Raw genomic sequence first — 26,758 nt, 5'->3', positions numbered from 1 at the left:
CAGGAGGAACCCGAAAAATGGCAGCAGCGAACAATGAATTTTTTGAAGCTCTCTCCATGCTGGAGCACGAGCGCGGCATCACCGCAGAATACCTGATCGAAAAGATCAAGGCTGCGATCATCATTGCCGTCAAGAAGAACTATGAGGTGGAAGAGGACCACGTGAAGGTGGATATCGACCCCGCCGCAGGCCGCTTTGATGTGGCCCTGATCCAGGACGTTGTGGCCGACGAGGACTGGTACGACGAGCACTCTGAGATCGGCATTACCGAGGCACAGAAGATCCGCAAGAGCTACGAAGTGGGCGACCGCATCGTGACCCCCCTCAAGACCAAGGACTTCGGCCGCATTGCAGCCCAGACCGCAAAGCACGTGATCCGTCAGGGCATCCGCGAGGCTGAGCGCAGCCAGCAGCTGAGCGAGATCCAGTCCCGTGCACACGACATCGTGCAGGCCACCGTTACCCGCGTGGACCCGGAGAAGGGCATCGTTGCTCTGGATCTGGGCAAGGGCGGCGAGGCTATCCTGCCCCACAACGAGCAGGTGCCCGGCGAGGTGTACACCGAGGGCCAGACCCTGCAGGTCTACGTTGTGGACGTGGTCAGCACTGAGCGCGGCCCCCGCGTTATGATCAGCCGCACCCATCCCGGCCTTGTCAAGCGCCTGTTTGAGCTGGAAGTGCCCGAAATTTTTGACGGTACTGTGGAGGTCAAGGCCATCAGCCGCGAGGCCGGTGCACGCACCAAGATGGCTGTTTGGAGCAAGGACCCCAACGTGAACCCTGTTTCCGCCTGCATCGGCGAGCACGGTGCCCGTGTAGCTGCTGTTGTGGAAAAGCTGGGCGGCGAAAAGATCGACATTGTGAAGTGGAGCGAGGATATCTCCGAGTTCATCTCCGCAGCACTCAGCCCGGCCAAGGTGGTCAAGGTGGAACTGCTGCCCGGCGAGACCCGTTCCTGCCGTGTGACCGTGCCCGACCAGCAGCTGAGCCTTGCCATTGGCAACAAGGGCCAGAACGCACGCCTGTGCGCACGCCTGACCGGCTACAACATTGATATCCGCCCCGAGAGCGGCTATTATGGTGAGGAAGAGCCCAAGAAGGAAGCCGAGACCGACGCCGAGTAATTCCGGCGCAGATGGCCAAAGGAGGGAAACCGGATGGCACAGAAAAAGATCCCTTCCCGCCAGTGCATCGGCTGCATGACCAGCCGCCCCAAAAAGGAGCTGGTGCGTGTGGTGCGTGCACCCAGCGGAGAGATCAGCATTGATCTGGTCGGCAAAAAGCCGGGCCGCGGCGCGTATCTCTGCCCGAACCCCGACTGCCTGACCAAGGCAAAAAAGAAAAAGGCGCTGGAGCGCTGCTTTGAGCAGCCGGTTCCCGCCGAAGTTTACGAGGCTCTGGCCGCACAGCTGGCCGAAGCCGCAAAGGAGGCAGCAGCAAATGGCAAAGAAGAATAACACCCCCGCAAAGCCCAAGCTGCCGCCGGAGGAAGCGCTGTTTCAGGCGCTGAGCCTGTGCCGCAAGGCGGGCGCACTGACCATGGGCTTTGATGCCGTGGAAGATGCCTGCGTCAAGAGCAAGGCATGGCTGGTGATGGTGGCAAGCGATGCCAGCGCCAAGACCGTGCAGCGCCTCGACTATTCTGTGGGCGATCTGGTGGATGTGATCACCATGCCGCTTACGCAGGATAAACTGGCCGATATCAGCCGCAAGCCTGTGGCTGTTTACGCGGTGACTGACCGCAACCTCGCAAAGCTCTGCTTTGACCGCCTGTCGGACTGCGGAGCAATCAAAAATGAGGAGGATATGACCGAATGATCGTAAAATATAAAGTGAGTGATTTTGCAAAGGACCTGAACCTTTCCGCCAAGAAGGTCCTGGATGAGCTGAACGCCATGGGCAGCACCGGCAAGAAGAACAGCTCCAATCTGGAAGAGAACGAGCTGAACTACCTGCTGGAAAAGTTCAGCAAGGATAACAGCGTGGCAAATCTGGACGAATTCCTGAACAGCGCCAAGGCCGCAAAGGAAGAGCCGAAGCCCACTGAGAAGAAGGCCGAGAAGAAGGCCGAGAAGAAGGCCGAGAAAAAGCCCGAAGCTCCCAAGGCGGAAAAGAAGCCGGAGCAGCCTGCCGCCAAAAAGGCAGAGCCTGCCCAGCAGGATAAGAACGGCAATAAGCATAACGAAAAGAAGAACGAGCAGCACAAGAAGCGCGAGGAAAAGACCGTTTCTCTCAGCGAACTGGCTCGTGAGACCGGTGCCAAGGCATCCGCTGCTCCGGCACAGGCTGTGTCCGTGCGCCGCGAGGACAATCAGGTCACCGTGGATACCCGCACTGTGGATATGAACGTGGACCGCTTCGATGCCCGTTACGATGATCTGGCTTCCACCAAGAACACCGAGAATCGCCGCAAGCCCACCCCGCAGGGCAACAAGCAAAAGTTCACCCAGCGCGGCCAGCGCCAGCGCCAGCAGTTCCAGAAGGGCAAGCGCGAGACCGAGTTCGAGCGTCTGCAGCGCATCCAGCTGGAAAAGGCCCGCAGCGCACAGCTGAAGGTGATGATCCCCGACGAGATCACCGTGGGCGAGCTGGCTGCCCGCCTGAAGCAGCAGGCCGGCAAGGTCATTGCCAAGTTCATGCAGATGGGCGAGATGCACGCCATCAACGATGTGATCGATTTTGATACCGCTTCTCTGCTGGCAGAGGAGTTCCACGCAAAGGTCGAGCACGAGGTGCATGTGACCATCGAGGAGCGCCTGTTCACGCAGGAAGAGGATTCGCAGGAGGATCTGGTGGAGCGTCCCCCGGTGGTCTGCGTTATGGGCCACGTTGACCACGGCAAGACCAGTATTCTGGATGCCATCCGCAAGACCAACGTTACCGCAGGCGAGGCCGGCGGCATCACGCAGGCCATCGGTGCATATCAGGTCAAGGTCAACGACAGCCTCATCACCTTCCTGGATACCCCGGGCCATGAGGCATTCACCTCCATGCGTGCCCGCGGTGCCAACATGACCGATATCGCCGTTCTGGTGGTTGCTGCCGACGACGGCATCATGCCCCAGACCATCGAGTCCATCAACCACGCCAAGGCTGCAAATGTCAAGATTATCGTGGCAATGAACAAGATGGATAAGCCCACCGCAAACCCCGAGCGCGTGATGGAAGGCCTGACCAAGTACGGCATCATCACCGAGGACTGGGGCGGCGATGTGGCCTGCATCCCGGTGTCTGCCCTGACCGGCATGGGCATCAACGACCTGCTGGAGCGCATTGCTCTGGAAGCTGAGGTCATGGAGCTGAAGGCAAACCCCAACCGCCGCGCCAAGGGTGCGGTCGTCGAGGCCCGTCTGGACAAGGGCCAGGGCCCCATTGCCACCATTCTGGTGCAGAACGGCACCCTGCACTCCGGCGATGTGATCATTGCCGGTACCGCTGTGGGCCGCGTGCGCACTATGCGCAGCGACAAGGGCCAGCTGCTGAGCGATGCCGGCCCCTCTACCCCTGTGGAGATCACCGGCCTGACCGCTGTGCCCGAAGCAGGCGATCTGTTCGAGGCTGTTGAGGACGAACGTCTGGCCCGTGAGCTGGCCGAACAGCGCGTTGCTGCCGCCAAGGAAAAGCAGTTCTCCTCCTTCCAGAAGGTCACTCTGGATAACCTGTTCAGCCAGATGGCACAGAACGACATGAAGGAACTGGCCATCGTGGTCAAGGCCGATGTGCAGGGCTCTGCCGAGGCTGTGAAGCAGAGTCTGGAGAAGATCTCCAACGAAGAGGTGCGCGTGCGCGTCATCCATGCCGGTGTCGGTGCCATCAGCAAGTCCGACGTGGATCTGGCCGATGCCTCCAACGCCATCATCATCGGCTTCAACGTCCGCCCGGACAATGTGGCCAAGGAAGAAGCTGCTGCCACCAAGGTGGAAATGCGTATGTACCGCGTCATCTATGATGCCATCAACGATGTCACCGACGCTATGAAGGGCATGCTGGCTCCCAAGTTCCGCGAGGTGTCTCTGGGCGAGCTGCAGGTCCGTCAGGTGTACAAGATCTCCAATGTGGGCACCGTTGCAGGCTGCCGCGTGACCAGCGGCAAGATCACCCGCGACAGCCAGGTCCGTGTGGTCCGTGACGGCATCGTCATTGCCGAGGACGAGATCGCATCCCTGAAGCGCTTCAAGGATGATGCCAAGGAAGTGGCCGAGGGCTACGAGTGCGGCGTTACTCTGGCAAAGTTTGCCGACGTTAAGGAAGGCGACGTGTACGAAGCCTTCAAGATGGAAGAGTACCGCGATTAAGATCTGAAATAACCCTCTCCGTCATTGCTGGCGCAATGCCACCTCCCCCGAGGTGGGAGGTTTGCAGAGAAACGGAACGTTTGCCGTATCCACGCAAAAAGCTCGCCCCTCGGGAGAGCTGCCGAGCGAAGCGAGGCTGAGAGGGTTTTCTTTTATAGGGAGAAATACTATGTCTCAGAAGAATATGGGCCGTCTGGCGCAGGATATGAAGCGCGAGATCATTGCCATCATCGGCAGGCTGAAGGACCCGCGTCTGGAGGGCGGCCTGCTCACCGTCACCCGTTTGGATGTGACCCCTGATCTGGATGTGGCCAAGGTGTATGTGAGCGTGATGGGCCGCGAGGACGGCCCAAAGCCCGCCATCGAGGCACTGAACCGCGCGGCAGGCCATGTGCGCACTGAAGTGAGCAAGAAAATGCACATCCGCAAGGCTCCCCGCTTCATCTTCGTAGAGGATGACGGTGCCGCCTATGCAGCCCACATCAACGAGCTGCTCCGCACGCTGAACGTGAACGGCGATGCTGACACCGAAGCCAGCGCACCGGAGGAGACCGAAGAATAATTCCGCCTGCGGAAAGGATGGATCATGGAATGACAGAACAGTTGAATGTGCAGCAGATGGCCCAGCGCCTGATGACGGCGGACAACATTTTGATTCTGTGTCACAAAAACCCGGATGGCGATACCATTGGCTGCGGCAGCGCGCTGTATTGTGCACTGAAAGCACTGGATAAAAACGTGGCAGTGCTCTGCTCCGATGCCATTCCCAACCGGTATGCGTTTACCAACGCACATATGTTCAAAGGTGAGTTTGAGCCGCAGACGGTGGTAGCGGTGGATGTCGCCAGCGTGCAGCTGTTTGGAGAAAACAACGGTATGACGCAGTTCTCACGCCATGTGGACCTGTGCATCGACCACCATGCAGGCAACAGCGGCTATGCCGACTTCACCCTGCTCAATGGCAGCGCCGCAGCGGCGGCAGAGCTGCTGTACGAGGTGATCAACGCCATGGACGTTGCCATTACGCCGCACATTGCAGACTGCCTTTACACCGGCCTTGCAACCGACACCGGCTGCTTCCGGTTCTCTTCCACCACGGCAAACACCCACATCGTGGCGGCAAAGCTCATTGAGGCGGGTTGCCATGTGGAGGAGCTGAACACCCTGCTGTTCGATACCAAGCCCCGTGAGCGCATGGAGGCCGAGCGCATTGCCCGCAACCATCTGGAATACTATCTGGATGGCCGGTGCGCGCTCATCTACCTCACCCGGGACGAGATCGAGCAGAGCGGGGTGGACCCGGCCGATCTGGAAGAACTGACCAGCCTGCCTGTGAGCATTGAGGGCGTAAAGGTGGGCCTGACTCTGCGGCAGCAGCCCGGCGGCAGCTACCGTATCAGTGTGCGCACCGCAAAGGGCGTGGACGCCTGCGCCATCGCCCGGCGTCTGGGTGGAGGCGGTCACAGCCGCGCTGCAGGCTGTGAGCTGCTGGGCAATCTGGAAAACGCAAAAAATGCAATTCTGGCAGAGGTGGAAGCCGAGCTGGACGCACCGCAGGAGGAAGCATAAATGCAGGGCATCCTGATCGTTGACAAGCCCATGGACTGGACCAGCTTTGATGTGGTGGCAAAGCTGCGCGGCGTGCTGGGCACCCGCAAGCTGGGCCACAGCGGCACGCTGGACCCCATGGCCACCGGCGTGCTGCCGGTGTTCTGCGGCGGTGCCAGCAAGGCAGTGGACCTGCAGCTGAACCACAATAAAAGCTACCGTGCAGTTTTAAAACTGGGCGCGCGCACCGACACCGGCGATGTGACCGGCACTGTGCTGGAAACGGCTCCGGTCACGGCGGGCGAAGGGGAACTGCTGGCCGTGCTGCCACAATTCATCGGCCCGCAGATGCAGGTGCCGCCCATGTACTCGGCCATCAAGCTGAACGGTCAGCCGCTGTATAAGCTGGCCCGTGAGGGCGTGACCGTGGAGCGCAAGGCGCGCCCCATTGAAATTTACAGCATCACCTACGGCGGCAGCCCTGCCGAAAATGAGTATGTGCTGGATGTAACGTGCTCCAAGGGCACCTATATCCGCACATTGCTGGAAGACATTGCCGCCGCCATGGGCCAGAAGGGCACCATGAGCGCACTGCGCCGCACCTCGGCGGGCGTGTACACCGAAGCCGATGCTCACACGCTGGAGGAAATTCTTGCCGCAAAAGAGCAGGGCATGGACGCACTGGAAGCGCTGATGCTGCCGGTGGAAAGCGTGTTTGAAAGCCTGCCGCTGCTGGTGGTGGAGCCTTGGGTGGAACAGCATTTGTACAACGGCTGCCCCACCAGCCGGTATCCGGCAGCAGATGGCCGCTACCGGGTGCGCAATGCCGCCGGACAGTTTTTGGGCCTTGCCAATATCGTACAGGGTGTGCTGCGGGTGGAAAAACTGTTCGTAGAACGTAATTGAAAAAGGAAACAAAACCCATGCAGATCATTTCACAATTTGCACCGCTGCCGCTGGCGCAGCCGGAAAAAGGCACCGCAGTGGCAATGGGCTTTTTTGACGGCATCCACATCGGCCACCGTGCGGTGATCGAAAGCGCCGTGCAGTGGGCCAAAGAACACGATGCCGCCCCGGCGGTGTTTACCTTCAAGCTGCCGGTGGTGAATAAGATGAAGGGCAAGCGCCTGCTTTCCACAGCGGATAAGCATGCTCTGATCGCAAGCCTTGGCGTGGAGTATTACCTCACGCCGGACTTTGAGGAGATCAAGGGCCTGACCCCGGAGCAGTTCGTGCTGGGCATCGTGCGGGACTGCAATGCCCGTGCGCTGGTCTGCGGCGAAAACTTTACCTTTGGTGCCAAAGCGGCCGGCAACCCGGAGCTGCTGCGCACCCTCTGCGCTCCGTTGGGTGTGGAGGTGATCGTGGTGCCCATGGCGCAGTTTGAGGAAAAGCCGGTGTCTTCCACCCGCATCCGCACCGCGCTGGAAGGCGGCGACATCCCGGCAGCAAACGCCATGCTGGGGATGCCCTACGCCATCCGGTTCGAGGTGCAGCACGGTGCAGGTCTGGGCCACACGCTGGGGGTGCCCACCATCAACCAGCTGTATCCCGAGGGCTTTCAGCTGCCCCGCAGCGGCATTTATATCACCTGCACCCACATTGGCGGGGTGTGGTATCCTTCGGCCACCGGCCTTGGCAGCCGCCCTACCGTCAATGATGATGCCACCAAGGTGACCTGCGAGACCTTTATCCCGGGCTTTTCCGGCGACCTCTACGGCACCGACCCGGTGGTGGAGTTCCACGCCTACCTCAGCCCCAGCAAAAAGTTTGATACGCTGGACGAGCTGCGGGCCTGCATCAACAACGCTGCAAAGCGTGCACAGGAATATTTTGCATAAGAAAAAGACCTGTCCTTCCGGAGATCCCGGAAAGGCAGGTCTTTTTTTACTGCTTATTCGTAGTCGATGGGTAAAGTGGGCAGACCGTTCAGTTCAAGGCCCGCTGTGTGGCCTGCAATGTACTGGTAATACCCCTGCGCCGCGATCATAGCGCCGTTGTCACCGCAGAATTTCAGCTCCGGCAGATAAACTTTTGCACCCAGCTTCTGGGCACCGTCGTTCACCAGCTGACGCAGCCGTCCGTTGGCGGCAACGCCGCCTGCCAGACACACCTGCTTTGCGCCGGTGTCCGCTGCGGCCAGCAGCAGCTTTTCGGCCAGAATGCCCGCAATGCGGTCCTGAAAGCTGGCGGCAAGGTCGGGCACATTCACTTCTTCGCCCTTCATCTGGGCCTTGTTCACCTCATTGAGCACGGCGGTTTTCAGGCCGGAAAAGCTCACGTTGTACTTGCCGTCCACATGGGGCACCGGCAGGCGGTAGGCCTTGGGGTTGCCGGTCTTGGCGGCATTGGCCACGCTGGGGCCGCCGGGATAGGGCAGACCAAGCGTGCGGGCCACTTTGTCAAAGGCTTCACCGGCGGCATCGTCCACCGTGTGACCAAGGATGTGGTAATGGGTGTAGTCCTGCACCTCCACAATGTGGCTGTGGCCGCCGGAGGCCACAAGGCAGAGGAAGGGCGGCTTCAGCTCCGGGTGGGTGAGGTACAGTGCGGCAATGTGTCCGCGCAGGTGGTGCACCGGCACCAAAGGCTTATTGGCCGAGTAGGCCAGACCCTTGGCAAAATTCACGCCCACCAGCACTGCACCGATCAGGCCCGGCGCAAAGGTGACGGCCACGGCATCCACATCGTCGATGGTCTTGCCTGCATCCAGCAGGGCTTTTTTGACCGTAGCACTGATAAATTCGCAGTGGCGGCGGCTGGCGATCTCCGGCACAACGCCGCCGTAAAGAGCCTGTTCTTTTACGCTGGTGGAAATGATGTTGCTCAGCAGGTGCCGGCCGTCCTCCACCAGAGCTGCGGCGGTCTCGTCGCAGGTGGATTCAATTCCCAAAATAATCATGTTTTAGTGGGCCTCCAGCCAGTTTTTGCCTGCGTGCACATCGGTGCTCAGGGGCACGGCATACTGCACGCAGCCTTCCATTTCCTCCCGCAGGATCTGCGCAGCCTTTTCGGCTTCAGCCTGCGGTGCTTCCACGATCAGTTCATCGTGGACGGTCAGGATCAGGCGGCTTTCCATCTTTTCGTCCCGCAGCCGCTTCCATACCCGCACCATGGCCAGCTTGATCACGTCGGCCGCAGTGCCCTGAATGGGGGTGTTGCGGGCCATGCGTTCGCCGCTGGAACGCACATTGAAGTTGCTGCTTGCCAGCTCCGGCAGAGCACGGCGGCGGCCGAACAGGGTGGATACATAGCCCACGGCCTTGGCATCGGCAATGGTCTTATCCATGTAGCCGCTCACCTTGGGGAACGCGGCCAGATAGTTCTTGAGGAAGGCATCTGCCTCCTTCACACTCACGCCGATGTCCTTGGCAAGGCTGTAAGCGCCCTTGCCGTACATGATGCCAAAGTTGATGGCCTTGGCAGAAGAGCGCAGCCGGGAGGTGACTTCTTCCTGCGGGATGCCGTAAATTTTTGCGGCGGTGCTGCGGTGGATGTCCTCGCCGTTCAAAAACGCCTGCTGCATGTGCTCATCGCCGGTAATGTGGGCCAGAATGCGCAGCTCGATCTGGCTGTAGTCGGCATCCACCAGCACACAGCCCGGCTTTGCAATAAAGTAGGCGCGCAGCTGGCTGCCCAGCTCGGTGCGGATGGGGATGTTCTGCAGGTTGGGGTTATCGGACGAGAGCCGTCCGGTGCGGGCCTCGGTCTGGTTGAAGGTGGAGTGGATGCGGCCATCCTCGCCGATCACCTTCAAAAGGCCCTCCACGTAGGTGGAGTTCAGCTTCTGGTAGGCGCGGTACTGCAGAATGTCCTCCACCAGCGGGTAATCCCGCAGGCTTTCCAGTGTTTCGGCATCCGTGGACCAGCCGCGCTGGGTCTTTTTGCCGTGGGGCAGGCCCATGGTGTCAAACAGCATTTCGCCCAACTGCTTGGGGCTGTTGGGGTTGAAGCTGGCGCTGCCGGTCTCCATGTGGATGCGGGTGAGCACCTGCTCCAGCTCGGTGCGCAGCTTTACGCCGAACTGCTCGATGCCGTCTTTGTCCACCAGCACACCGGTGCGGGTCATATCGGCCAGCACCTGTGCCAGCGGAAACTCGATCTCGTTGTAAAGGCTGTCCTCACCGCAGGCGGTGATCTCGGCCTTCATCTTGCAGAACAGGTCTGCAAGGCGGCCTGCATCCGGGTAATCGGCACAGGTAAAGGCAGCAGCGGCGCGGTAGCTGGCGGTCAGCTCGCTGATTTGATACTTGGAAGCAGAAGCGTCCAGCAGGTAGGCGGCAAGCTTGCCATCCCACACGATGCTGCTGCCCCAGCCGCCTGCGGCCATGGCTTTGGCATAGAGGGGTGCTGCATTGAACACTTCCAGCGTTACGTCTGCGTTGTCCAGCAGGCGCACAAGGTCTGCATCCTCCAGCGGGTAAACGGTGCAGTCCTGCACGGCGTACCAGCTCTCCGGCTGCAGCACCACGTTGCGGGTGCCCTGCTTGCCCATCACGGCCGGGCGCGATGCCACCAGATAGGTGCCGGAAGGGGTCAGCGGCAGAGCATCCAGCTCTGCTTCAGCCAGCTCGATGCCGTCCTCTTCTTCCGGGGCGGCAGGTGCAATGCCGTCCAGCCCAAAGCGAGGGATCAGAGAGTGGATCTCCAATTCCTGCAAAAGGCGCACGGCCTCGGCTTTGTTGCCCTCGCCCACGGCATAGGTACCCTCGGCCGTGTCGATGGGTGCATCGGTGCGGATGGTGCCAAGGGTGTGGCTCAGCTGGGCCATCTCGCGGCATTCCAGCAAATGTTCCCGCTGTTTGGGCTTGATGAGCTTATCGTCGATGTGCTCGTATACGCCTTCCAGCGTGCCAAAGTTCTGCACAAGGGTCAGGGCGGTCTTTTCACCAATGCCTTTCACGCCCGGAATATTATCCGAAGCATCGCCCATCAGGCTCTTCACCTCAATGAGCTGTTTGGGCTGGATGCCGTATTTTTCCTGAATGGCGTCCACGTCCATCGTCACCGTCTTGCTGCGTCCCATGACAGTGGCGGCAAGCAGCACAGTGGTGGTGTCACTGACCAGCTGCAGGCTGTCCCGGTCTCCCGTAGCAAGGAAGCAGTCGTCCTTCCGGGCGGCGCAGGCAGCGGCCAGCGTGCCAAGGATATCATCCGCTTCCCAGCCTTCGGCGGTGACGGTGCGGTAGCCGAGGTCTGCCAGAAGTTCCTTGAGCACCGGCATCTGCTGGGCCAGCTCTTCGGGCATGCCATGGCGGGTGGCCTTGTAGCCATCGTACATTTTGTGGCGGAAGGTGGGAGCCTTCAGGTCAAAGGCAACCGCCACCTCGTCGGGTTCGCACTCCTTAAGCAGGGAGAGCAGGATATTCAGAAAGCCATAGATGGCGTTGGTGTATCGTCCGTCCTTGGTGGTCAGCAGCTTGATGCCAAAAAAAGCACGGTTGGCAATGCTGTTGCCGTCAATGACCAGTAAACGCATAGTCGTGTTCCTCCATTGCATTATTACACATTCTGCATTATACCACAAAACCGTGCCCAGCGGGGGATTTTTGCGTAAAAAAGAGAGAAAGCCGCCAACATGGTTGACGGCCTTCCCTCTTACTCCTCGATGCGGATCGCGCTTACCGGGCAGGCGTTGGCTGCGTCCACAGCCTGCGGCACCTCCTCCGGTGGGATCGGCCCGGGCTGGGCCACGGCCAGCGTGCCTTCCATCTGGAATACGGCGGGGCAAAGCCCGGCGCACTGGGTGCAGCCAATGCACAGATCAGGGTCAACGTATGCGTTCATAGAAAAACCTCCTTCTGATAATGCCCTGCGGGCAGTATGGCCCATCCGGCTGCGAATTATGCCTATGCAGAGGGCACAGGATGTGGTACAATAAAAATTCAGGAGGGTACAGACCATGAATATTCAGATCTTTGGCACAAGCAAGTGCTTTGATACCAAAAAGGCCCAGCGCTATTTCAAGGAGCGCGGCATCAAGTTCCAGATGATCGACCTCAAGGAAAAAGAGATGAGCCGCGGCGAGTTCGAGAACGTGGCCCGCGCTCTTGGCGGCTGGGAAAAGCTGGTGGACCCCAATGCGAAGGACAAGCAGACCCTTGCACTTCTGGACGCACTGGTGGACTGGCAGAAGGAGGACAAGCTGTTTGAGAACCAGCAGCTGTTTTTAACGCCCATTGTACGCAATGGCCGCAAGGCCACCGTGGGCTACCAGCCCGATGTGTGGAAGACATGGGAATAAGGAATGCGCTTTTCACAAAAAAACCACGGGCATAGTTTTGCACAATGGGCCGGTATGTGGTATACTGGACACTGTAGCATTTGAGAACCCTGGGAGATAAAACAACTATGAAACATTATATTACCCCTGAAGAACATGCCCGGATGCAGCGCCGCCGCGGGCGGCAGGCACTGGGCCTTCTGGTTGCCATTCTGGTGATCGTGGGCTTTGTTACCGTGCTGCGGGCCGGTGTGGGCGCGGTGGCGAACCTGTTCGATGATACCGCCCAAAAGCAGGAATATGAAGATAAGCTGGAAGGGCTTGTGCTGTTTGACCCCATGCCATTTGACGGCATTGAGAACATCGACGACCTGACTCTGCGCGAAGCTGCGGTGTGGGGGTGCATCTACAGCATTCAGGAAACGCAGGGCGGCTTTGACAACTACAATACCGACCCCGACACCGAACAGCTGCTGCTGCCCTCGCTGGATGTGGATGCCTACCTTGCAAAGCTGCTTGGCCCCGGCTTCAAGCTGACCCACCGCAGCTTTGAGATGGAGGATATGACCATCGAGTTTGACGATGCCACCCAGTGCTATAAGATTCCGGTCACCGGCACGGTGGGCTACTACCGCGCTGTTGTCACCAAGCTGTTCAAGCGCAGCGGCAAGCTGCATGTGACCGTGGGCTATATCCCCACCACCAGCACGGACGACAGCATCATCAATGTTTCTTCGGATACGCCCACCAAGTACATGGATTATCTGTTCGAGCGCCAGAGCGGCAGCTGGTATCTCACCGGCCTGACCGAGAGCGAGACCAAGGCCGAGAGCACGGAAAGCACACCGGCCGCGAATGTGCCGGAACCCATGGCAGAAAGCGATGTGCAGGATGCCATTCTTGCAGCAGCCGGTTCGGATTCTGCTTCGGCTGAGGCAGACAGCACCGCTGCAGACGAGGGCGTGGATACACAGGCGGAGGAACAGCCCGCCGACAGCACCGAGGCACAGGCGGACGAAAGCACAGCCAGCCCGGCGGCATAATACAAAACAAAAATACCGGATACAAGGCAGATGCTTCGTATCCGGTATTTTTTATTTGAGGTCAAATTTTACGATCACCAGCCGGTACCACAGGTACGGCACCATGTTCCAGATCATCCACAGCTCCATCAGGATGTAGTTGGGCAGATCCTTCAGGCGGAAAGGCCGCTTGCCCAGCCTGCCGCTTTTCAGCAGGGCAAAGGCTTCGTGCATCCCCTTGTCCCATGCCTCGCCAAAGCCCTGTTTGTGGAACTTGTAGCACTTGAGCAGGTAGCCCACGGCCAGCGGGATGAAGTTTAAAATCAGCATCAGCAGCGGTTCGTTCTTGAGGGGCAGCAGGATGCTGTTGCGGCCGCTCTGCTGGCTTTTGAAGGCGTTGTACTTCACCGCGCCGGTGCTGGCACCGCAGATGTGATAGCACTTGGCGGTGGGGCAGAGCAGGTTTTTATAGCCTGCATTGTTGGCGCGCCAGCTCAGGTCCACATCCTCAAAGTAGGCAAAGAAGTTCTCGTCAAAATTGCCGATCTCGTCCAGAATGCTCTTGCGGTAGAGCGCCGCACCGCCGCAGGCCGAGAAGATGCGCTTTTGCCGGGTATAGCGGCTGGCGCGGCGGCCATCGCCGGTCTTGCAGGCAAAGCCCATCCAGGTGACGTAATCGCCGGCATCGTCGGCCAGCTCCCGGTCGAAGTGTCGGATCATCAGGCTCTGCACTGCAAAGATTTTCGGGTCGGTCTCAGCGGTGCGGATCAGCTCTTCCAGCCACTGGGGTTCGGCAAAGGCATCGTTGTTGAACAGCACCACATATTCACTGTCCGCCAGCGCAATGCCCTGATTCACTGCATGGGAAAAGCCGGTATTGGTGCCGTTTTCGATGAGGGTGAAATTTTCGCGGCTGCAATAGCTGCGGGCCTGCTCAAGGCTTTCGTCGGTGGAACCGTTGTCCACCACAATGAGCCGGAAGTTCTGTTCGGTCTGGGCATAGACCGACTCGATAGAATCCTTCAGCCAGCCCTTGCCGTTGATATTCGGGATCACGATAGTCGCTTTATACATAAATACTCCTGTATTTCAGTGCAAGTTCACGGGAACAGTATAGCATATCTGCACACAAAAAGAAACCGCATCCCGGCAGGATGCGGCTTCGGCAGGGCAAAAATTATGCGGCAAGGGCTTTCTCGATGTTGGAAAGAATGGTGTCGTGATCCTCGGCGCACACCAGAACCACCTCACCGGTGGGAGCTACGGTGACGGTGGCCGCCTTGGCGACCAGATATTGATCCTCAAGGTAGTGCTCCATGGACTGCTGCTCACTCTGCACATAGGCTTCCAGTGCGGCTTTCACGGCATCGGTCTTGCCCTCGGCTGGCTTTACGATGGCAACGGCGTAGCTACGCACCATCATGGAGGAAACAGAGGCGGCAAAGCTCTCGTAGCTGCCGTCCTCAAGGCCCAGCAGGGGGAACACGATGTCTTTCAGCTCGTCATTCAGCTGGTCGGCCTCATACTCGGCGCTGTAGCCGTCGATGGCGGTGAATTTGCCGTCCTCACCTTTGGTAAAGATCATATCGTATTCGTTGTCCTCGTCGGTGCGGGCATCGTGGATGATCTGGGAGTAGTCCTTCGGGGTGGCAGAGTCGGCCTTGCTGCCGGCAGAGCAGCCCACCAGAGCAAGCAGGCACAGACCGGCAAGCAGGGAAGCAATGATACGTTTCATAAGTGAAATCCTTTCGTGTGTGAAAATCTTCGTGTGAAAGCGGGCGCAGCGGTTTTGAAGCTATTGTGTGCTGTTTTGTGCCTGCTATCCATAATACGAAAGAACACCCCGGCGGAATTGCACCGCAAACGTAACCATTTTATGAACAGCGTTACAGCATAAGGGCATCCAGCTCGCCGTGGTTCACCGGCGTGGAAAGGATGATCTGGGTGCTGGTGGTGCCCAGCTTCTGGAACTGCAGGATCAGGTGTTCCAGCTGGGGCATGCTGCCGCAGCTCACCTTGACAAGGAAGGTGTATGCACCCGTGACGTGGTAGCACTGCAGCACTTCCTTGCTGCTTTGCAGCAGCTCCAGAAAGGCATCCTGCTTGGAAGGTGCTACCGAAAGGCTGATGAGGGCATCCACATACATCCGGTCAGCGGGACGGTTCAGGGTGACGGTGTAGCCGCTGATGATGCCATCCGTTTCAAGCTTGTGAATGCGGCTGGAAACAGCAGGACTGGTCAGCGATACCTGCTCGGCGATCTCCTTGACCGGCATCCGTGCGTTCTTTGCCAGCAGGGAGAGAATCTTACGATCCAGATCATCCATGGGGAATACTCCTTTTTGAAAATATGTTGGATTGTATAAAATTTTTTGAAAGTAAAGTTTTATTGTTGGTACAAACATACAAAAGCCAAAAAATTTTGCTTTTGCTTTGCTTTGCGTTAATTATATAAAGTTTTATCGAAAAAGTAAAGACTTAATTTAAAGCAAAACCGGAAAATTTTGTTTGACAAGAAAACAAAAAGGGGTATAATACATCATGCAAGGCAGCGCAGAACAGAAAGCGCCTGCCGCTTTGAATTTGAGATTCACCACTTTATATACTTTCCCACCCCTCTATACACAAAAGCCCGCTGCCAGGCGGGTTTTTGTGTTTGTTGGGGATTTTTTCTTTTTGAAAAAAGCAGTGGCAGACAATGTACTCGACCCATAGAGCAGCTGCTTTCGGCTGCGACCCCGCCCGTGAAAATGCAAGCCCGGAAAGTCCGCAGACTTTCCGGGCTTGTTCTATCTCAAAATATTATTCCGCTGATGATAGCCGGAGCACAGCGGAGGCGATTTAGATCGTGTACGCCTATCAGACCAGATACCCTTCAAAGCAGTGCAGGTCTTCCGTCTTGACGATGCCCTCCAGATACAGCCCGTCCTCCCGGTATTCCTCCACCTGCACGCTGCCGCGCTCCCGCATGGGGGCGGCAAGGCCCAGTTTATCGTAGGGCAGCAGCACCTTTAAGGTGTGCACCCGGTCGCTGAGCACCTCGTCCAGCTTTGCCAGCAGGGTGTCCAGACCGTAGCCGGTCTTGGCACTGGTGAGCAGGATGTCCGGGTCAAAGCTCATGGCACCCGGCTTATCGCACTTGTTGTAGACGGTCAGGCGGGGGATGTCCGCACAGTCCAGCCCGTCCAGAACCTCGTCCGTGACGGCCAGCTGCTCTTCCCGTTGCTCATCGCCTGCGTCTGCCACACGGATGATCACGTCCGACCATGCCGCTTCTTCCAGCGTGGACTTGAAGGCTTCCACCAGATTGTGGGGCAGGCGGGACACAAAGCCCACCGTGTCCACCAGCAGCACCGCCATGCCGCTGGGCAGTATCAGCTTGCGGCTGGTGGGGTCCAGTGTGGCGAACAGCATGTCCGCTTCCGCTACGCTGGGGCCGCACAGAGCATTCATCAGGCTGGATTTGCCCACGTTGGTATAGCCTACAAGGCTGACCACCGGCATCCCGGTCTTGGCACGGGCCTTGCGGCTCTCGCCCCGGCGCTTTTCCATTTCGGCCAGCTTTTCAGCCAGCGCATCGATGCGGGCATGCACATGGCGGCGGTCCAGTTCCAGCTTGGTCTCACCGGCACCGCGGCGGGCACCACCGCCGCCGCCGCCACCGCCGCCCTGACGACTGAGCGCTTCGCCCATGCCCTGCAGACGGGGCAGGCGGTAGCGCAGAAGGGCCAGTTCGGTCTGCAGCTTGCCCTCGTTGGTGACGGCGCGGCTGCGGAAAATTTCAAGGATCAGCATGGTGCGGTCGATCACTTCCAGTCCGCCCAGCGCATTGGAGATGTTGCGGATCTGGCTGCCGGTCAGTTCACCGTCAAATACGGCGCATTCCGCGCCCAGCGTTTCGGCGGCAAGGGATGCTTCCTCCAGCTTGCCGCTGCCCAGCACGATGCCGGTCTCCGGGGTCTGGCGCTTCTGGGTCACCTGTGCCACGGCTTCCATGTGGTTTGCTTCGCACAGGGCGGAAAGCTCTGCAAGGCTGCGCTCGCAGTCCCACAGGCCCTGATCCAGCGCCAGCAGAATGACCTTCGTCGGGGGTGTTTCTACCAAAATATCGTAAAGTTCGCTCAAGGTAAGTCCTTTCTGTTATATCGTTCTCTTGTCAGCAGATAGCTTCTGCACTCCACCGGTGTGCCGTCAAATTTATGATCAATGGCATCGTGGTGGTAGAGAAAGCCTGCTTTTTCCATCACCCGGCCGCTGGCAGGGTTCTCTTTTGCGTGGCAGCAGGTGAGCCAGCCGCCGTCTGTATTCTCAAACCAGTAGTTTACTGCTGCTTTTAAAGCTTCGGTTGCAAAACCATGGTTCCACCAGTGCTTCCCGATGCAGTAGCCTGCTTCCCAGATGCCGTCTGTGCAGTCCTGCTGCGGCCAGAGCGCTTTCTGTGCCGGGTCACCGAGCAGAGCATTGAAGATGCTGATGCTGCCAAACACCTGCCCGGAAGCCTTTTCCACAATGGCCCACTGGTAGTAGTCCGGGTTCGGGTAAAGGGTGGCCCATGCCGCCAGCAGACCTACGGTCTCCAGCGCGTTTTTGTGCGGCTCCCACCGCAGAAAGCGGGTCACTTCCGGGTCGGATGCCCAGTTCGTATACATCTGCTCGGCATCCTCGGGCAGAAGCTGGCGCAGGAAAAGCCGGTCGGTCTCAAGCGTTTGCGTTCCGGCATGGCGCATGGCACACACCTCCCCACTTTATAAAGTATGCATAGGATAGCACAAATTTTGCGTTCCTGCAAGCGCCGCCGTGAAAAAACGCTTGACCGGACGGCATTTGTGCATTAAACTGAAAGCCAAGCGTTTTTGTAGGAAAAAGGAGAACTCCCTCATGAAGGATGTGCGTGAAATTTTAAAAAAGCGCCCGCTGCTGTTCGATGGCGGCATGGGTACATATTATAAGGCAAAGCCCGGGCAGGAATGTGAGCAGGCAAACCTGCTGGACCCGGATGGCATTTTGACCGTGCACCGCGCGTATCTGGAAGCGGGTGCCGATGCTATCAAGACCAACACCTTCGGCCTGCCGCGCATGGCAGCAGCGCAGAACCCCATGTGGGAGGCCATGGCGGACGAAGGCTGGAAACTGGCTACACAGGCCGCTGCAAAGACCAGCGCTGCCGTGTTTGCCGATCTTGGCCCGGCCCCGGACACCGAGGCACTCCCGGCGGCACAGATCTATACGGCCCTTGCCGAGCGGTTTGCCGCATTGGGTGCAAAGAACTTTTTGTTTGAGACGCTGAGCAGCGATGCCGGTGTGGCCGAAGCCGCGCGGCAGATCAAAGAAGCAGTGCCGGATGCCTTTGTGCTGGTGTCCTTTGCAGTGCTGCCGGACGGCTACACCCGCGAGGGCCGTCACTGCGCAGAGCTTGTGCGCAGCATGACTGCTTGCGGTGCAGTGGATGCTGTGGGCCTGAACTGCGTTTCTGCTCCCGGTGCCATGCGTGCGCTGGTGCAGCAGCTTGGCGAGACAAAGCTGCCGCTTGCAGTGATGCCCAACGCGGGCTACCCGGTGGTCACACGCACCCGGGTGCAGTATCAGGGCAGGCCGGAATATTTTGCACGGGAGCTGGCCCGCCTTGCTGCCGAGGGTGTGCGCATTCTGGGCGGCTGCTGCGGCACTACGCCTGCCCATATTGCGGCCCTGCGTGCGGCACTGGATGCCTTGCCGGAAACACTGCCTGCAGCCCCGGCAGCAGCAGTCTCCACTGCCGCAAAGCCGGAGGTGGAAAAAGACGATGCCTTTCTGCGCAAGCTGAACACGGGCAAAAAGGTGATCGCCATTGAGCTGGACAGCCCCAAGGATGCCGACCTGACCGGCTATCTGGACGGTGCACGCCGCCTGCAGGCTGCTGGTGCAGACCTTTTGACCATTGCGGACTGTCCCATTGCCCGGGCACGGATGGATTCTTCGCTGGTGGCCTGCCGGGTGCACCGGGAGCTGGGGCTGAACGTGCTGCCCCACATGACCTGCCGCGACCGCAATCTGAACGCCACAAAGGCCCTGCTGCTGGGCCTGTACGCCGAGGGCGTGCGGGAGGTGCTGGCCATCACCGGCGACCCCATCCCCACCGCGGAGCGGGACGAGGTGAAAAACGTGTACCAGTTCAACTCCCGCAAGCTGGCGCAGTACATCGTCTCGCTGGCAGGGGAGGGCCGGGAGATGCCCTCGCCCCTCACCGTGTTCGGTGCGCTGAACCTGAACGCCCGCAACTTTGATGTGGAGCTGCGCCGCGCACAGGAAAAGCTGCAAAATGGCATGAGCGGCTTCCTTACCCAGCCGGTGCTCTCCGCACAGGCGGTGGTGAACCTGAAAAAGACCCGCGAAACGCTGGGCGAAAAGGCGAAAATTCTGGCCGGCATCATGCCGGTGGTGAGCCAGCGCAACGCCATCTTTATGGAGAACGAGGTCAACGGCATCCATGTGGACGCTGAGATCATCGAGCGCTTTGCCGGGCTGGACCGTGCGCAGGGCGAAGAGCTGGGGTTGGAAGTCTCGGTGAAGGCCGCGCAGGCTGCAGCGCCCTATGCAGACGGCTTTTACCTGATGACCCCCTTCAACCGCATCGCCCTGATGGAGCGGCTCATTGCAAGGCTGAAGGATGAAGGAATCGCGGATTGAAAATGGCCGATGCGTTTGCTCTGGCCATTGATAGCGGAAAAAAATTTTTTATATTTGCGTTTGTCGTGGCCTGCGGGCCACTCCGAACGCGCTTTCACGAATAAGGCCCAAACCGTAAGATGCATCGGGATAAATTCTTTTGAAGAAAAAGTAATTGACAAATCGCACAAAAAACGCTATATTCTTTTTATAAATGCGTTGAAGAAGAGTGTGCACTGCATTTGCCGTTCAGAGAGCCGGAGAATGCTGCGAAACCGGTACGGTCGGGCGGTGTGCTGTCACTTTGGAGCAGGAGCGGTGAGCTGAAGAGCAAGCCGCTTTCGGAGCTGTCCCACGTTACCGGGGCATCAAGGGGCGCAGGATGCTCTGCGCAATTTGGGTGGTACCGCGGTTATTACAGCCGTCCCATGGAACGTTCCGTGGGACGGCTTTTTTCGTCCCACTTCATCATTTTTTACTGGGAGGACCCTATGAAAGAACTTGCAAAACAGTATGATCCCAGCCAGGTGGAAGACCGCATCTACCAGTTCTGGCTGGACGGCGGCTACTTCCACACGAAGGCAGACCCCGACAAGAAACCCTACACCATCGTCATGCCGCCCCCGAACGTCACCGGTCAGCTGCACATGGGCCACGCGGTGGATAACACCATGCAGGACATCCTCATCCGCACCAAGCGGATGCAGGGCTATGCCGCCCTGTGGGTGCCCGGTACCGACCATGCATCCATCGCTACCGAAGCCAAGGTGGTGGAGGCCATGCGTGCCGAGGGCCTGACCAAGGAGATGGTGGGCCGCGATGGTTTTCTGGACCGTGCATGGGCATGGAAGACCAAGTACGGCAACCGCATCGTCAGCCAGCTGAAGAAGCTGGGCAGCAGCTGCGACTGGGATCGTGAGCGCTTTACTATGGACGAGGGCTGCTCCGAGGCTGTCAAGGAAGTGTTCGTGCGCCTGTACGACAAGGGCCTGATCTACCGCGGCAACCGCATGGTCAACTGGTGCCCCCACTGCAACACCTCCATTTCTGATGCCGAGGTGGAGTACGAGGAGAAGGACGGCAGCTTCTGGCACCTGCTGTACCCGGTCAAGGAGACCGGCGAGATGCTGGAGCTGGCTACTACCCGTCCCGAGACCATGCTGGGCGATACCGCTGTTGCCATCAACGGCGATGACCCCCGCTATGCCCATCTGCACGGCTGCCATGTGGTGCTGCCCCTGCTGAACAAGGAGATCCCCATTGTGTGCGACGAGCACGCCGACATGACCAAGGGCACCGGTGTGGTCAAGATCACCCCCGCTCACGACCCTAACGACTTTGAAGTGGGTCTGCGCCACGACCTGCCCATCGTGCGTGTGTTCACCTACGACGGCCACATGACCGGTGCTGCCGACAAGGCTGCTGCCGATGCCCTGTTCGCCGCCGGCAAGAACGCCATCAATGAGCCGGAGGTGCTGGACTGCGGCAAGTACGCCGGCATGACTACCCTCGAGGCCCGCAAGGCCATTCTGGCCGATCTGGAAGCAGGCGGCTTCCTGAAGGAGATCGAGCCCCTCAAGCACGAGGTGGGCACCTGCTACCGCTGCCACTCCACCATCGAGCCCATGGTGTCCAAGCAGTGGTTCGTCAAGATGGAGCCGCTGGCAAAGCCCGCCATCGAGAGCGTGGAAAAGGGCGAGATCAAGTTCGTGCCCGAGCGCTTCACCAAGAACTATATGAACTGGATGAAGAACACCCGCGACTGGTGCATCAGCCGTCAGCTGTGGTGGGGCCATCAGATCCCGGCATGGTACTGCGACGACTGCGGCGAGACCGTGGTGGCAAAGTCTGCTCCCTGTGCCTGCCCCAAGTGCGGCAGCGCAAAGCTCACGCAGGACCCCGATACGCTGGATACCTGGTTCTCCTCCGCTCTGTGGCCCTTCAGCACGCTGGGCTGGCCCAATGAAGAGAGCGAAGACCTCAAGTATTTCTACCCCACTAACACCCTCGTTACCGGCTACGACATCATCGGCTTCTGGGTCAGCCGCATGATCTTCTCCGGTCTGGCCTACACCGGCAAGGCACCCTTCAGCACGGTCTGCATCCACGGTATCGTGCGCGACAGTCAGGGCCGCAAGATGTCCAAGAGTCTGGGCAACGGCATCGACCCGCTGGAAGTCATTGCCCAGTACGGCGCAGATGCCCTGCGCTTTATGCTGGTGGATGGCTCCACCCCGGGCAACGACATGCGCTATATCGAAAAGAAGGTGGAGGCTGCCCGCAACTTTGCCAATAAGCTGTGGAATGCTACCCGCTTTGTGCTGATGAACCTGCCCGAGGACTTTACCCCGGGCCTGCCCAGTGAGGACAAGCTGGACATGAGCGACAAGTGGGTGCTCACCAAGCTGAATCAGGTGGCCGGTGCCATGACCGACAACCTCGACCACTACGAGATGGGTCTGGCCGCCGCCAAGATCAACAGCTTTATCTGGGATGTCTACTGTGACTGGTTCATCGAGATCGCAAAGCCCCGCCTGAACTCCGGTGATGCCGAGCAGGCCGACACCGCCCGCCGTGTGCTGGTGTATGTGCTGGACAAGGCCCTCAAGCTGCTGCATCCCTTCATGCCCTTCATCACCGAGGAGCTGTATCAGGCTCTGCCCGGCTCTGCCGAGACCATCATGACTCAGAGCTGGCCCACCTTTGACGAAGCTCACAACTGGGCCGACGAAGAGGAAGCTTTTGAAAAGGTCATGGACTACATCAAGGCCGTGCGTACCATGCGCACCGAGATGAATGTCCACCCCGCCAAAAAGACCAGCATGATCATCGAGACCGCCGACGCTGCACCCTTCCAGAAGGCACAGGTCTATCTGGCAAAGTTCGCCTTTGCCACCGACGTGACCTTTACCGAGAAGTACGAGGGCAGCACCGACGGCATGGTGCAGGTGTCCACCCACGCCGCCCGCGGCTTCATCCCCATGATGGAGCTGATCGACCGCGACAAGGAACTGGCCCGCCTGAACAAGGAAAAGGCCAAGGCCGAAAAGGAAATGGCCATGTTCGCGAACCAGCTGAACAACCCCAAGTTCGTGGAGCGCGCCCCGGCGGCACTGGTGGAGGATATCCGCAATAAGTACGCCAAGAGCCAGGATAAGCTGGCCAACATCGAGCAGAGCATCAAGGCTCTGGGCTGATTTGAGCGGGGAATATAACAGCAGCGCACAGCGCACTTCGCCGTGGGTGACCGCAGGGCGGGTGATCTTTACCCTTGCTCTCATCAGCTGCATCGCGTTCATCTTTTCCAATTCCATGAAGATCGCCTCGGTGTCTACTGTGTCCAGCAGCCGGGTGCTCACTCTGCTGCAGGCGGCTCTGCGCCGTCTGGGCCATCCGGCCCTTGCCCAGCGCCTGACCGACCACATCGTGCGCAAGCTGGCACACTTCTGCGAGTATATGCTGGAGGGCTTTCTGCTCATGCTGTGTATGCGGGTGTATACCCGGCAGTATATCTGGCACATCAGCGTGCCCATGCTGGGCGGCGTGCTCACTGCGCTGACCGATGAGACTATCCAGATCTTTTCGCCCGGACGCAGTAGTCAGGTCACCGATGTGTGGCTGGATTCAGCCGGTGTTCTGGCGGGCATCCTTACGGCGCTGGTGCTCATGGCGCTGTGCAGATTGTTGTTCAACCATCGTAATAAGGAGTAACCAATGACCATCGAACAGGCAAATCAGTATTTTGCCGCCCTGCCGGACGGTTTTGCCTCCACCGAACAGCTGCGCGCCGCGTTCACCGCGCCGGTGCAGAAGGTGCAGTTCGTGGGCGTGGCAGGCACGGCAGGCAAGACCGTGACGGCCCGTCTGCTTGCGGCCATCCTGCACGCACAGGGGATCCATGCCGGCCTGTACCATGCCGGGTGCCGCCCGCTGTCGGAGCGCATCTGCATCGATGATGCCCCGGTGGACGAGGGCCTGCTGGCTCTGACTGCGGATGCCCTTTCCGCAGCCGAAGCCCTGCCGCAGGATGCAGCGGAGCTGGCTGCTGCGGCCAACTGCTTTGGCGCAGCGGGCTGCACGCTGGCCGTGGTGGAACTGCCGGATGCGGGCCTTGCGGAAGCGCTGCCCGGCATGCCGGTGTGCGCCGTCACCTCGGTCGGCCCGGACGGTGTGAGCCGCTCGGTGGAGCGCCTTGCGGCTCTGGCAGCAGGTGTCATGCGCAAGGAAAGCATCTGCGTCACCGCGCCGGAGCAGCCCAAGTCTGTACTCAGCGAGCTGATCGTGGCCGCAGGCAAGTGCGGCTGCGAGCTGGTGGTGCCGGACCCGGAGGATATCACCTTTCTGGAGGCAGAAAAGTTTGCCAGCAAGGTGGACTACGGCGGATATACCGTGCCGCTGGCTTTTCTGGGCCGTCATGCGGCGGGCAGCGCTGCCATGGCTGTGGAGCTTTCGCTGGCGCTGTGCCGCAAGGGCTTTGATGTTACCGACGATGCCATTCTGGAAGGTCTGGCTGCGGTGGAAAACCGCAGCAGCATCCGGGTCATCTCGCAGCGCCCACTCATCATTCTGGATGCCTGCCGCACCCCGCAGCAGGCAGCAGCCTTGCTGCGTGTGCTCAACATGGCCAAGGTGCGCCATATGAGCGCCATCATCGGTCTGGCAGAGGAGGAGGGAGCCGAAGCGTTCTTCTCCGCACTGGAGACCGGCCTGACCCCTGAAGAGCAGAAAAAGGATAAGTCCACCATGCCCGGCATGAGTGAGAACCCCTTTGATAAGGTGTATCTTGTCACCCCGGCAGGCGGCGATGACGAGATGACGGCCCGTTTGACCGAAAAGGCAAAGTATCATTTTGATGCCGAGATGTGCACCAGCATTGCCGAAGCAGTGGAGTTGGCTCATGCCAACACCCGCCGCGGCCTGCTGGTCTGCGGCGGTGAAGCTGCCGCGCTGGAAGCGGCCGAACTGCTGGTGAACAGCTGAGCCGACACGCTTCCCTAAAAAATAAACGAAAGATCCCGTACACTGAAACCATGTGTACGGGATCTTTTTATTTTTGGCAAAGGAGATGGACAAACCATGGCAACGGTAAGCTTCAGCCCGGCGGGCGATGTGCTTTATGCCTACCTTGCGGGCGAGATCGATCACGATGCGGCGCAAAGCCTGCGCATCCAGCTGGATGATGCACTGGTCAGCCGTGCCCCGCAGACCATGATCCTGGATTTTGGCGGGGTCGGATTTATGGATTCATCCGGTGTAGGGCTGATCCTGGGGCGGCAGCGCATTGCCCGCACACTGGGCACGGCACTGCGGGTGCAGCACACACCGTCCCAGCTGGCAAAGGTGCTGCAGCTGGCGCGCATCCCCTGCACGGATGCAGGACAGAAGGAGGAATAAACCATGAAAGCGGAAAACACAACAAAGATCCAGTTCGATTCCCTCAGTGTGAACGAAAGCTATGCCCGGGGCGCAGCGGCGGCCTTTCTTGCCCGGTACGACCCCACCGTGCCGCAGCTGGCCGATATCAAAACGGCAGTGTCTGAGGCGGTGACCAACTGCATCGTCCATGCCTACCCGGACCACATCGGGCCGGTGGCCATGAGCATTGCAGTCTATCCCGGGCGGGAGGTGCACATCACGGTGGCAGATAAGGGCATCGGCATCCCGGATATCCCGCAGGCCATGGAACCGCTGTTCACCACCGGAAACCCGGAGGAACGCTCCGGGCTGGGCTTTGCGGTGATGCAGAGCTTTATGGATAAGGTCAAGGTCATCTCAAAGCCCGGCAAGGGTACAAAGGTGCTGCTCATCAAGCGTCTGACCCAGAGAGAATGATACATAACAGGAAAGGCAGGCAGGAGCATGGTATCGGATAAGACCCGGCGGGACGCATTCATTGAGCAGAATCTGGGGCTGGTGCACGCCTGCGCCGGGCGCTTCCGCGGGCGAGGCATAGAGTACGATGACCTGTACAGTGCCGGATGCATGGGACTTGTAAAAGCCTGCGATAATTTTGATGAGAGCCGCGGCGTATGCTTTTCTACCTATGCAGTGCCGGTAATTTTAGGCGAGATCAAAAAGCTGTTCCGGGACAGCGGCACAGTCAAGGTGAGCCGCTCCTTAAAAGAATTGGGGATGCGCGTACAGGCGGCACGGGAGCATCACATGAAAGTGTGCGGTACGGAGCCGACCCTTTCTCAGCTGGCGGAAGAATTGAATGAACCTACAGAGAACATCACACTTGCCATTCAGGCGGCACAGCCTGCCATGAGCCTGACCCCGGAAAATGAAGAAGAGGACCGGCAGATGGATATTCCAGTAGAATCCCCGGAAGAAGCATTGGCAGAACGTATCAGTCTGGAAGAGGTGCTTCACGCTTTGCCGGAACAGGACAGGCAATTGATCCGCCTGCGGTTTTATGGAAACAAGACCCAGAGTGAAACTGCAAAGGTGCTGCATACCACACAGGTGCAGATCTCCCGGCGGGAACGCAAGATACTGGTACAGCTGCGCCGCCGACTTTTAGAAGATTAGATGTCATACTTTCCAGATTAAAAGGAAAAAACTGGGCAAAAAGCCAAAAGCCGGATTTTTGCGAAAAATATGAAGAAAATGCTTGCTTTTTGTAAAAGGCTGTGCTAAAATACATTACTGTCAGGCGGACATCCGACAGAATGAAACACTCCAGAAGGAACGTCCTAACGTGAAGAATCGATGAGCTTCGACATGAAACTCAAAAATAATTCAAAAAAGTGCTTGACAGCTTATCACGAAAGTGATAAAATAAATGAGCTTTCAGCCGCAAGGCTGAGGCGCTACAGGACCTTGAAAATTGAACAATATCGAAAAACTTGTAAGGAACCTTTAAGTGTTTGGAAAAACACTAAAAACAATTCCAAAAGTAATTCACACAGGACGCAAGCGATTGCGTGCTGAGCGAACAAGATTTAACACTTTTAAGTGATAAATATCATTTATAAAGAGTTTGATCCTGGCTCAGGACGAACGCTGGCGGCGCGCCTAACACA

At 58.8% G+C, this 26,758-nt stretch carries 25 protein-coding genes; 17 read left to right on the top strand and 8 right to left on the bottom strand.

All coding sequences use genetic code 11. From position 1 onward, the window contains the following. The first annotated feature begins 17 nt into the window (after window positions 1-17). The 8 genes from nusA to J3348_RS11510 all read left to right on the top strand — a co-directional run bounded on the left by nusA (window position 18) and on the right by J3348_RS11510 (window position 7,684). Entirely contained in the window at window positions 18-1,124 is a 1,107-nt protein-coding gene (gene nusA / locus J3348_RS11545) for a transcription termination factor NusA (RefSeq protein ID WP_005945400.1), read from the top strand. 33 nt (window positions 1,125-1,157) lie between these two features. After that, window positions 1,158-1,457, top strand: coding sequence for a YlxR family protein (locus J3348_RS11540; protein WP_005945403.1), 300 nt, complete (start codon window positions 1,158-1,160; stop codon window positions 1,455-1,457). Further along, the gene (locus J3348_RS11535) at window positions 1,441-1,818 is read left to right on the top strand and encodes a hypothetical protein (protein ID WP_005945406.1); all 378 of its coding nucleotides are present in this window, start codon (window positions 1,441-1,443) and stop codon (window positions 1,816-1,818) included. Before J3348_RS11540 ends, J3348_RS11535 begins: the two co-directional genes overlap by 17 nt. Beyond that, window positions 1,815-4,295, top strand: a complete 2,481-nt coding sequence (gene infB / locus J3348_RS11530; protein WP_207699035.1) for a translation initiation factor IF-2 — start codon at window positions 1,815-1,817, stop codon at window positions 4,293-4,295. Before J3348_RS11535 ends, infB begins: the two co-directional genes overlap by 4 nt. A gap of 169 nt (window positions 4,296-4,464) precedes the next feature. Then, window positions 4,465-4,857, top strand: a complete 393-nt coding sequence (gene rbfA / locus J3348_RS11525) for a 30S ribosome-binding factor RbfA (RefSeq protein WP_005945412.1) — start codon at window positions 4,465-4,467, stop codon at window positions 4,855-4,857. Window positions 4,858-4,874: 17 nt separating this feature from the next. Beyond that, window positions 4,875-5,864 (top strand): bifunctional oligoribonuclease/PAP phosphatase NrnA, encoded by a 990-nt coding sequence (locus tag J3348_RS11520; protein ID WP_207699034.1) that lies wholly within the window; start codon window positions 4,875-4,877, stop codon window positions 5,862-5,864. Then, window positions 5,865-6,749: a tRNA pseudouridine(55) synthase TruB gene (gene truB, locus J3348_RS11515; RefSeq protein ID WP_097780832.1), complete on the top strand. Its 885-nt coding sequence runs from the start codon at window positions 5,865-5,867 to the stop codon at window positions 6,747-6,749. 17 nt (window positions 6,750-6,766) lie between these two features. After that, window positions 6,767-7,684 carry a bifunctional riboflavin kinase/FMN adenylyltransferase gene (locus tag J3348_RS11510; protein ID WP_207699033.1) on the top strand — a complete coding sequence of 306 codons (918 nt, stop codon included), beginning with the start codon at window positions 6,767-6,769 and terminating at the stop codon, window positions 7,682-7,684. Window positions 7,685-7,737: 53 nt separating this feature from the next. Here J3348_RS11510 and tsaD read toward each other — a convergent pair whose 3' ends face one another. The 3 genes from tsaD to J3348_RS11495 form a co-directional block, all read right to left on the bottom strand. Further along, a complete protein-coding gene (gene tsaD / locus J3348_RS11505) occupies window positions 7,738-8,745 on the bottom strand; it encodes a tRNA (adenosine(37)-N6)-threonylcarbamoyltransferase complex transferase subunit TsaD (RefSeq protein WP_207699032.1) in 1,008 nt (335 codons plus the stop codon). Between the two features lie 3 nt (window positions 8,746-8,748). Further along, window positions 8,749-11,322: a DNA polymerase I gene (gene polA, locus J3348_RS11500; RefSeq protein WP_207699031.1), complete on the bottom strand. Its 2,574-nt coding sequence runs from the start codon at window positions 11,320-11,322 to the stop codon at window positions 8,749-8,751. Between the two features lie 119 nt (window positions 11,323-11,441). Continuing rightward, window positions 11,442-11,630, bottom strand: a complete 189-nt coding sequence (locus tag J3348_RS11495) for a ferredoxin (protein WP_005945433.1) — start codon at window positions 11,628-11,630, stop codon at window positions 11,442-11,444. Window positions 11,631-11,745: 115 nt separating this feature from the next. Between J3348_RS11495 and J3348_RS11490 the strand changes: the two genes are divergently transcribed. Further along, window positions 11,746-12,087: an ArsC/Spx/MgsR family protein gene (locus J3348_RS11490; protein WP_005945436.1), complete on the top strand. Its 342-nt coding sequence runs from the start codon at window positions 11,746-11,748 to the stop codon at window positions 12,085-12,087. Between the two features lie 107 nt (window positions 12,088-12,194). Next, window positions 12,195-13,109 carry an Ice-structuring protein gene (locus J3348_RS11485; protein WP_154261155.1) on the top strand — a complete coding sequence of 305 codons (915 nt, stop codon included), beginning with the start codon at window positions 12,195-12,197 and terminating at the stop codon, window positions 13,107-13,109. A 51-nt stretch (window positions 13,110-13,160) separates the two neighbouring features. Here J3348_RS11485 and J3348_RS11480 read toward each other — a convergent pair whose 3' ends face one another. The 5 genes from J3348_RS11480 to J3348_RS11460 form a co-directional block, all read right to left on the bottom strand. After that, window positions 13,161-14,162 (bottom strand): glycosyltransferase family 2 protein, encoded by a 1,002-nt coding sequence (locus J3348_RS11480; protein ID WP_005945443.1) that lies wholly within the window; start codon window positions 14,160-14,162, stop codon window positions 13,161-13,163. Window positions 14,163-14,265: 103 nt separating this feature from the next. Then, on the bottom strand, window positions 14,266-14,823 hold the full coding sequence (locus J3348_RS11475; RefSeq protein ID WP_207699030.1) for a DUF4358 domain-containing protein: 558 nt from the start codon (window positions 14,821-14,823) through the stop codon (window positions 14,266-14,268). Window positions 14,824-14,974: 151 nt separating this feature from the next. Then, on the bottom strand, window positions 14,975-15,415 hold the full coding sequence (locus J3348_RS11470; RefSeq protein ID WP_005945452.1) for an Lrp/AsnC family transcriptional regulator: 441 nt from the start codon (window positions 15,413-15,415) through the stop codon (window positions 14,975-14,977). Between the two features lie 532 nt (window positions 15,416-15,947). Next, the gene (gene hflX / locus J3348_RS11465) at window positions 15,948-17,213 is read right to left on the bottom strand and encodes a GTPase HflX (RefSeq protein WP_005945458.1); all 1,266 of its coding nucleotides are present in this window, start codon (window positions 17,211-17,213) and stop codon (window positions 15,948-15,950) included. Continuing rightward, a complete protein-coding gene (locus J3348_RS11460) occupies window positions 17,210-17,815 on the bottom strand; it encodes a GNAT family N-acetyltransferase (RefSeq protein WP_097776630.1) in 606 nt (201 codons plus the stop codon). Before J3348_RS11460 ends, hflX begins: the two co-directional genes overlap by 4 nt. A gap of 151 nt (window positions 17,816-17,966) precedes the next feature. On the opposite strand from J3348_RS11460, the gene J3348_RS11455 reads away from it, so the two are divergent. From J3348_RS11455 to J3348_RS11425, 7 genes are all read left to right on the top strand, one after another. Further along, complete coding sequence (locus J3348_RS11455) at window positions 17,967-19,754, top strand: bifunctional homocysteine S-methyltransferase/methylenetetrahydrofolate reductase (RefSeq protein WP_207699029.1); 1,788 nt, start codon at window positions 17,967-17,969, stop codon at window positions 19,752-19,754. A gap of 470 nt (window positions 19,755-20,224) precedes the next feature. After that, window positions 20,225-22,930: a valine--tRNA ligase gene (locus J3348_RS11450; RefSeq protein ID WP_097780825.1), complete on the top strand. Its 2,706-nt coding sequence runs from the start codon at window positions 20,225-20,227 to the stop codon at window positions 22,928-22,930. 1 nt (window position 22,931) lies between these two features. After that, window positions 22,932-23,444 carry a VanZ family protein gene (locus J3348_RS11445; protein WP_242702975.1) on the top strand — a complete coding sequence of 171 codons (513 nt, stop codon included), beginning with the start codon at window positions 22,932-22,934 and terminating at the stop codon, window positions 23,442-23,444. A 3-nt stretch (window positions 23,445-23,447) separates the two neighbouring features. Next, window positions 23,448-24,713 (top strand): folylpolyglutamate synthase, encoded by a 1,266-nt coding sequence (locus J3348_RS11440; protein ID WP_207699028.1) that lies wholly within the window; start codon window positions 23,448-23,450, stop codon window positions 24,711-24,713. Between the two features lie 96 nt (window positions 24,714-24,809). Next, window positions 24,810-25,127, top strand: coding sequence for an STAS domain-containing protein (locus J3348_RS11435; protein WP_097773870.1), 318 nt, complete (start codon window positions 24,810-24,812; stop codon window positions 25,125-25,127). A 3-nt stretch (window positions 25,128-25,130) separates the two neighbouring features. Beyond that, complete coding sequence (gene spoIIAB, locus J3348_RS11430; RefSeq protein WP_207699027.1) at window positions 25,131-25,565, top strand: anti-sigma F factor; 435 nt, start codon at window positions 25,131-25,133, stop codon at window positions 25,563-25,565. A 27-nt stretch (window positions 25,566-25,592) separates the two neighbouring features. Next, window positions 25,593-26,264, top strand: coding sequence for a sigma-70 family RNA polymerase sigma factor (locus J3348_RS11425; RefSeq protein ID WP_097776626.1), 672 nt, complete (start codon window positions 25,593-25,595; stop codon window positions 26,262-26,264). Window positions 26,265-26,758 lie beyond the last annotated feature (494 nt).

The sequence above is a fragment of the Faecalibacterium sp. Marseille-Q4896 genome, assembly GCF_017377615.1.
Taxonomy (GTDB): Bacteria; Bacillota; Clostridia; order Oscillospirales; family Ruminococcaceae; genus Faecalibacterium; species Faecalibacterium taiwanense.
This window is presented reverse-complemented; position numbering and strand designations above follow the sequence as displayed.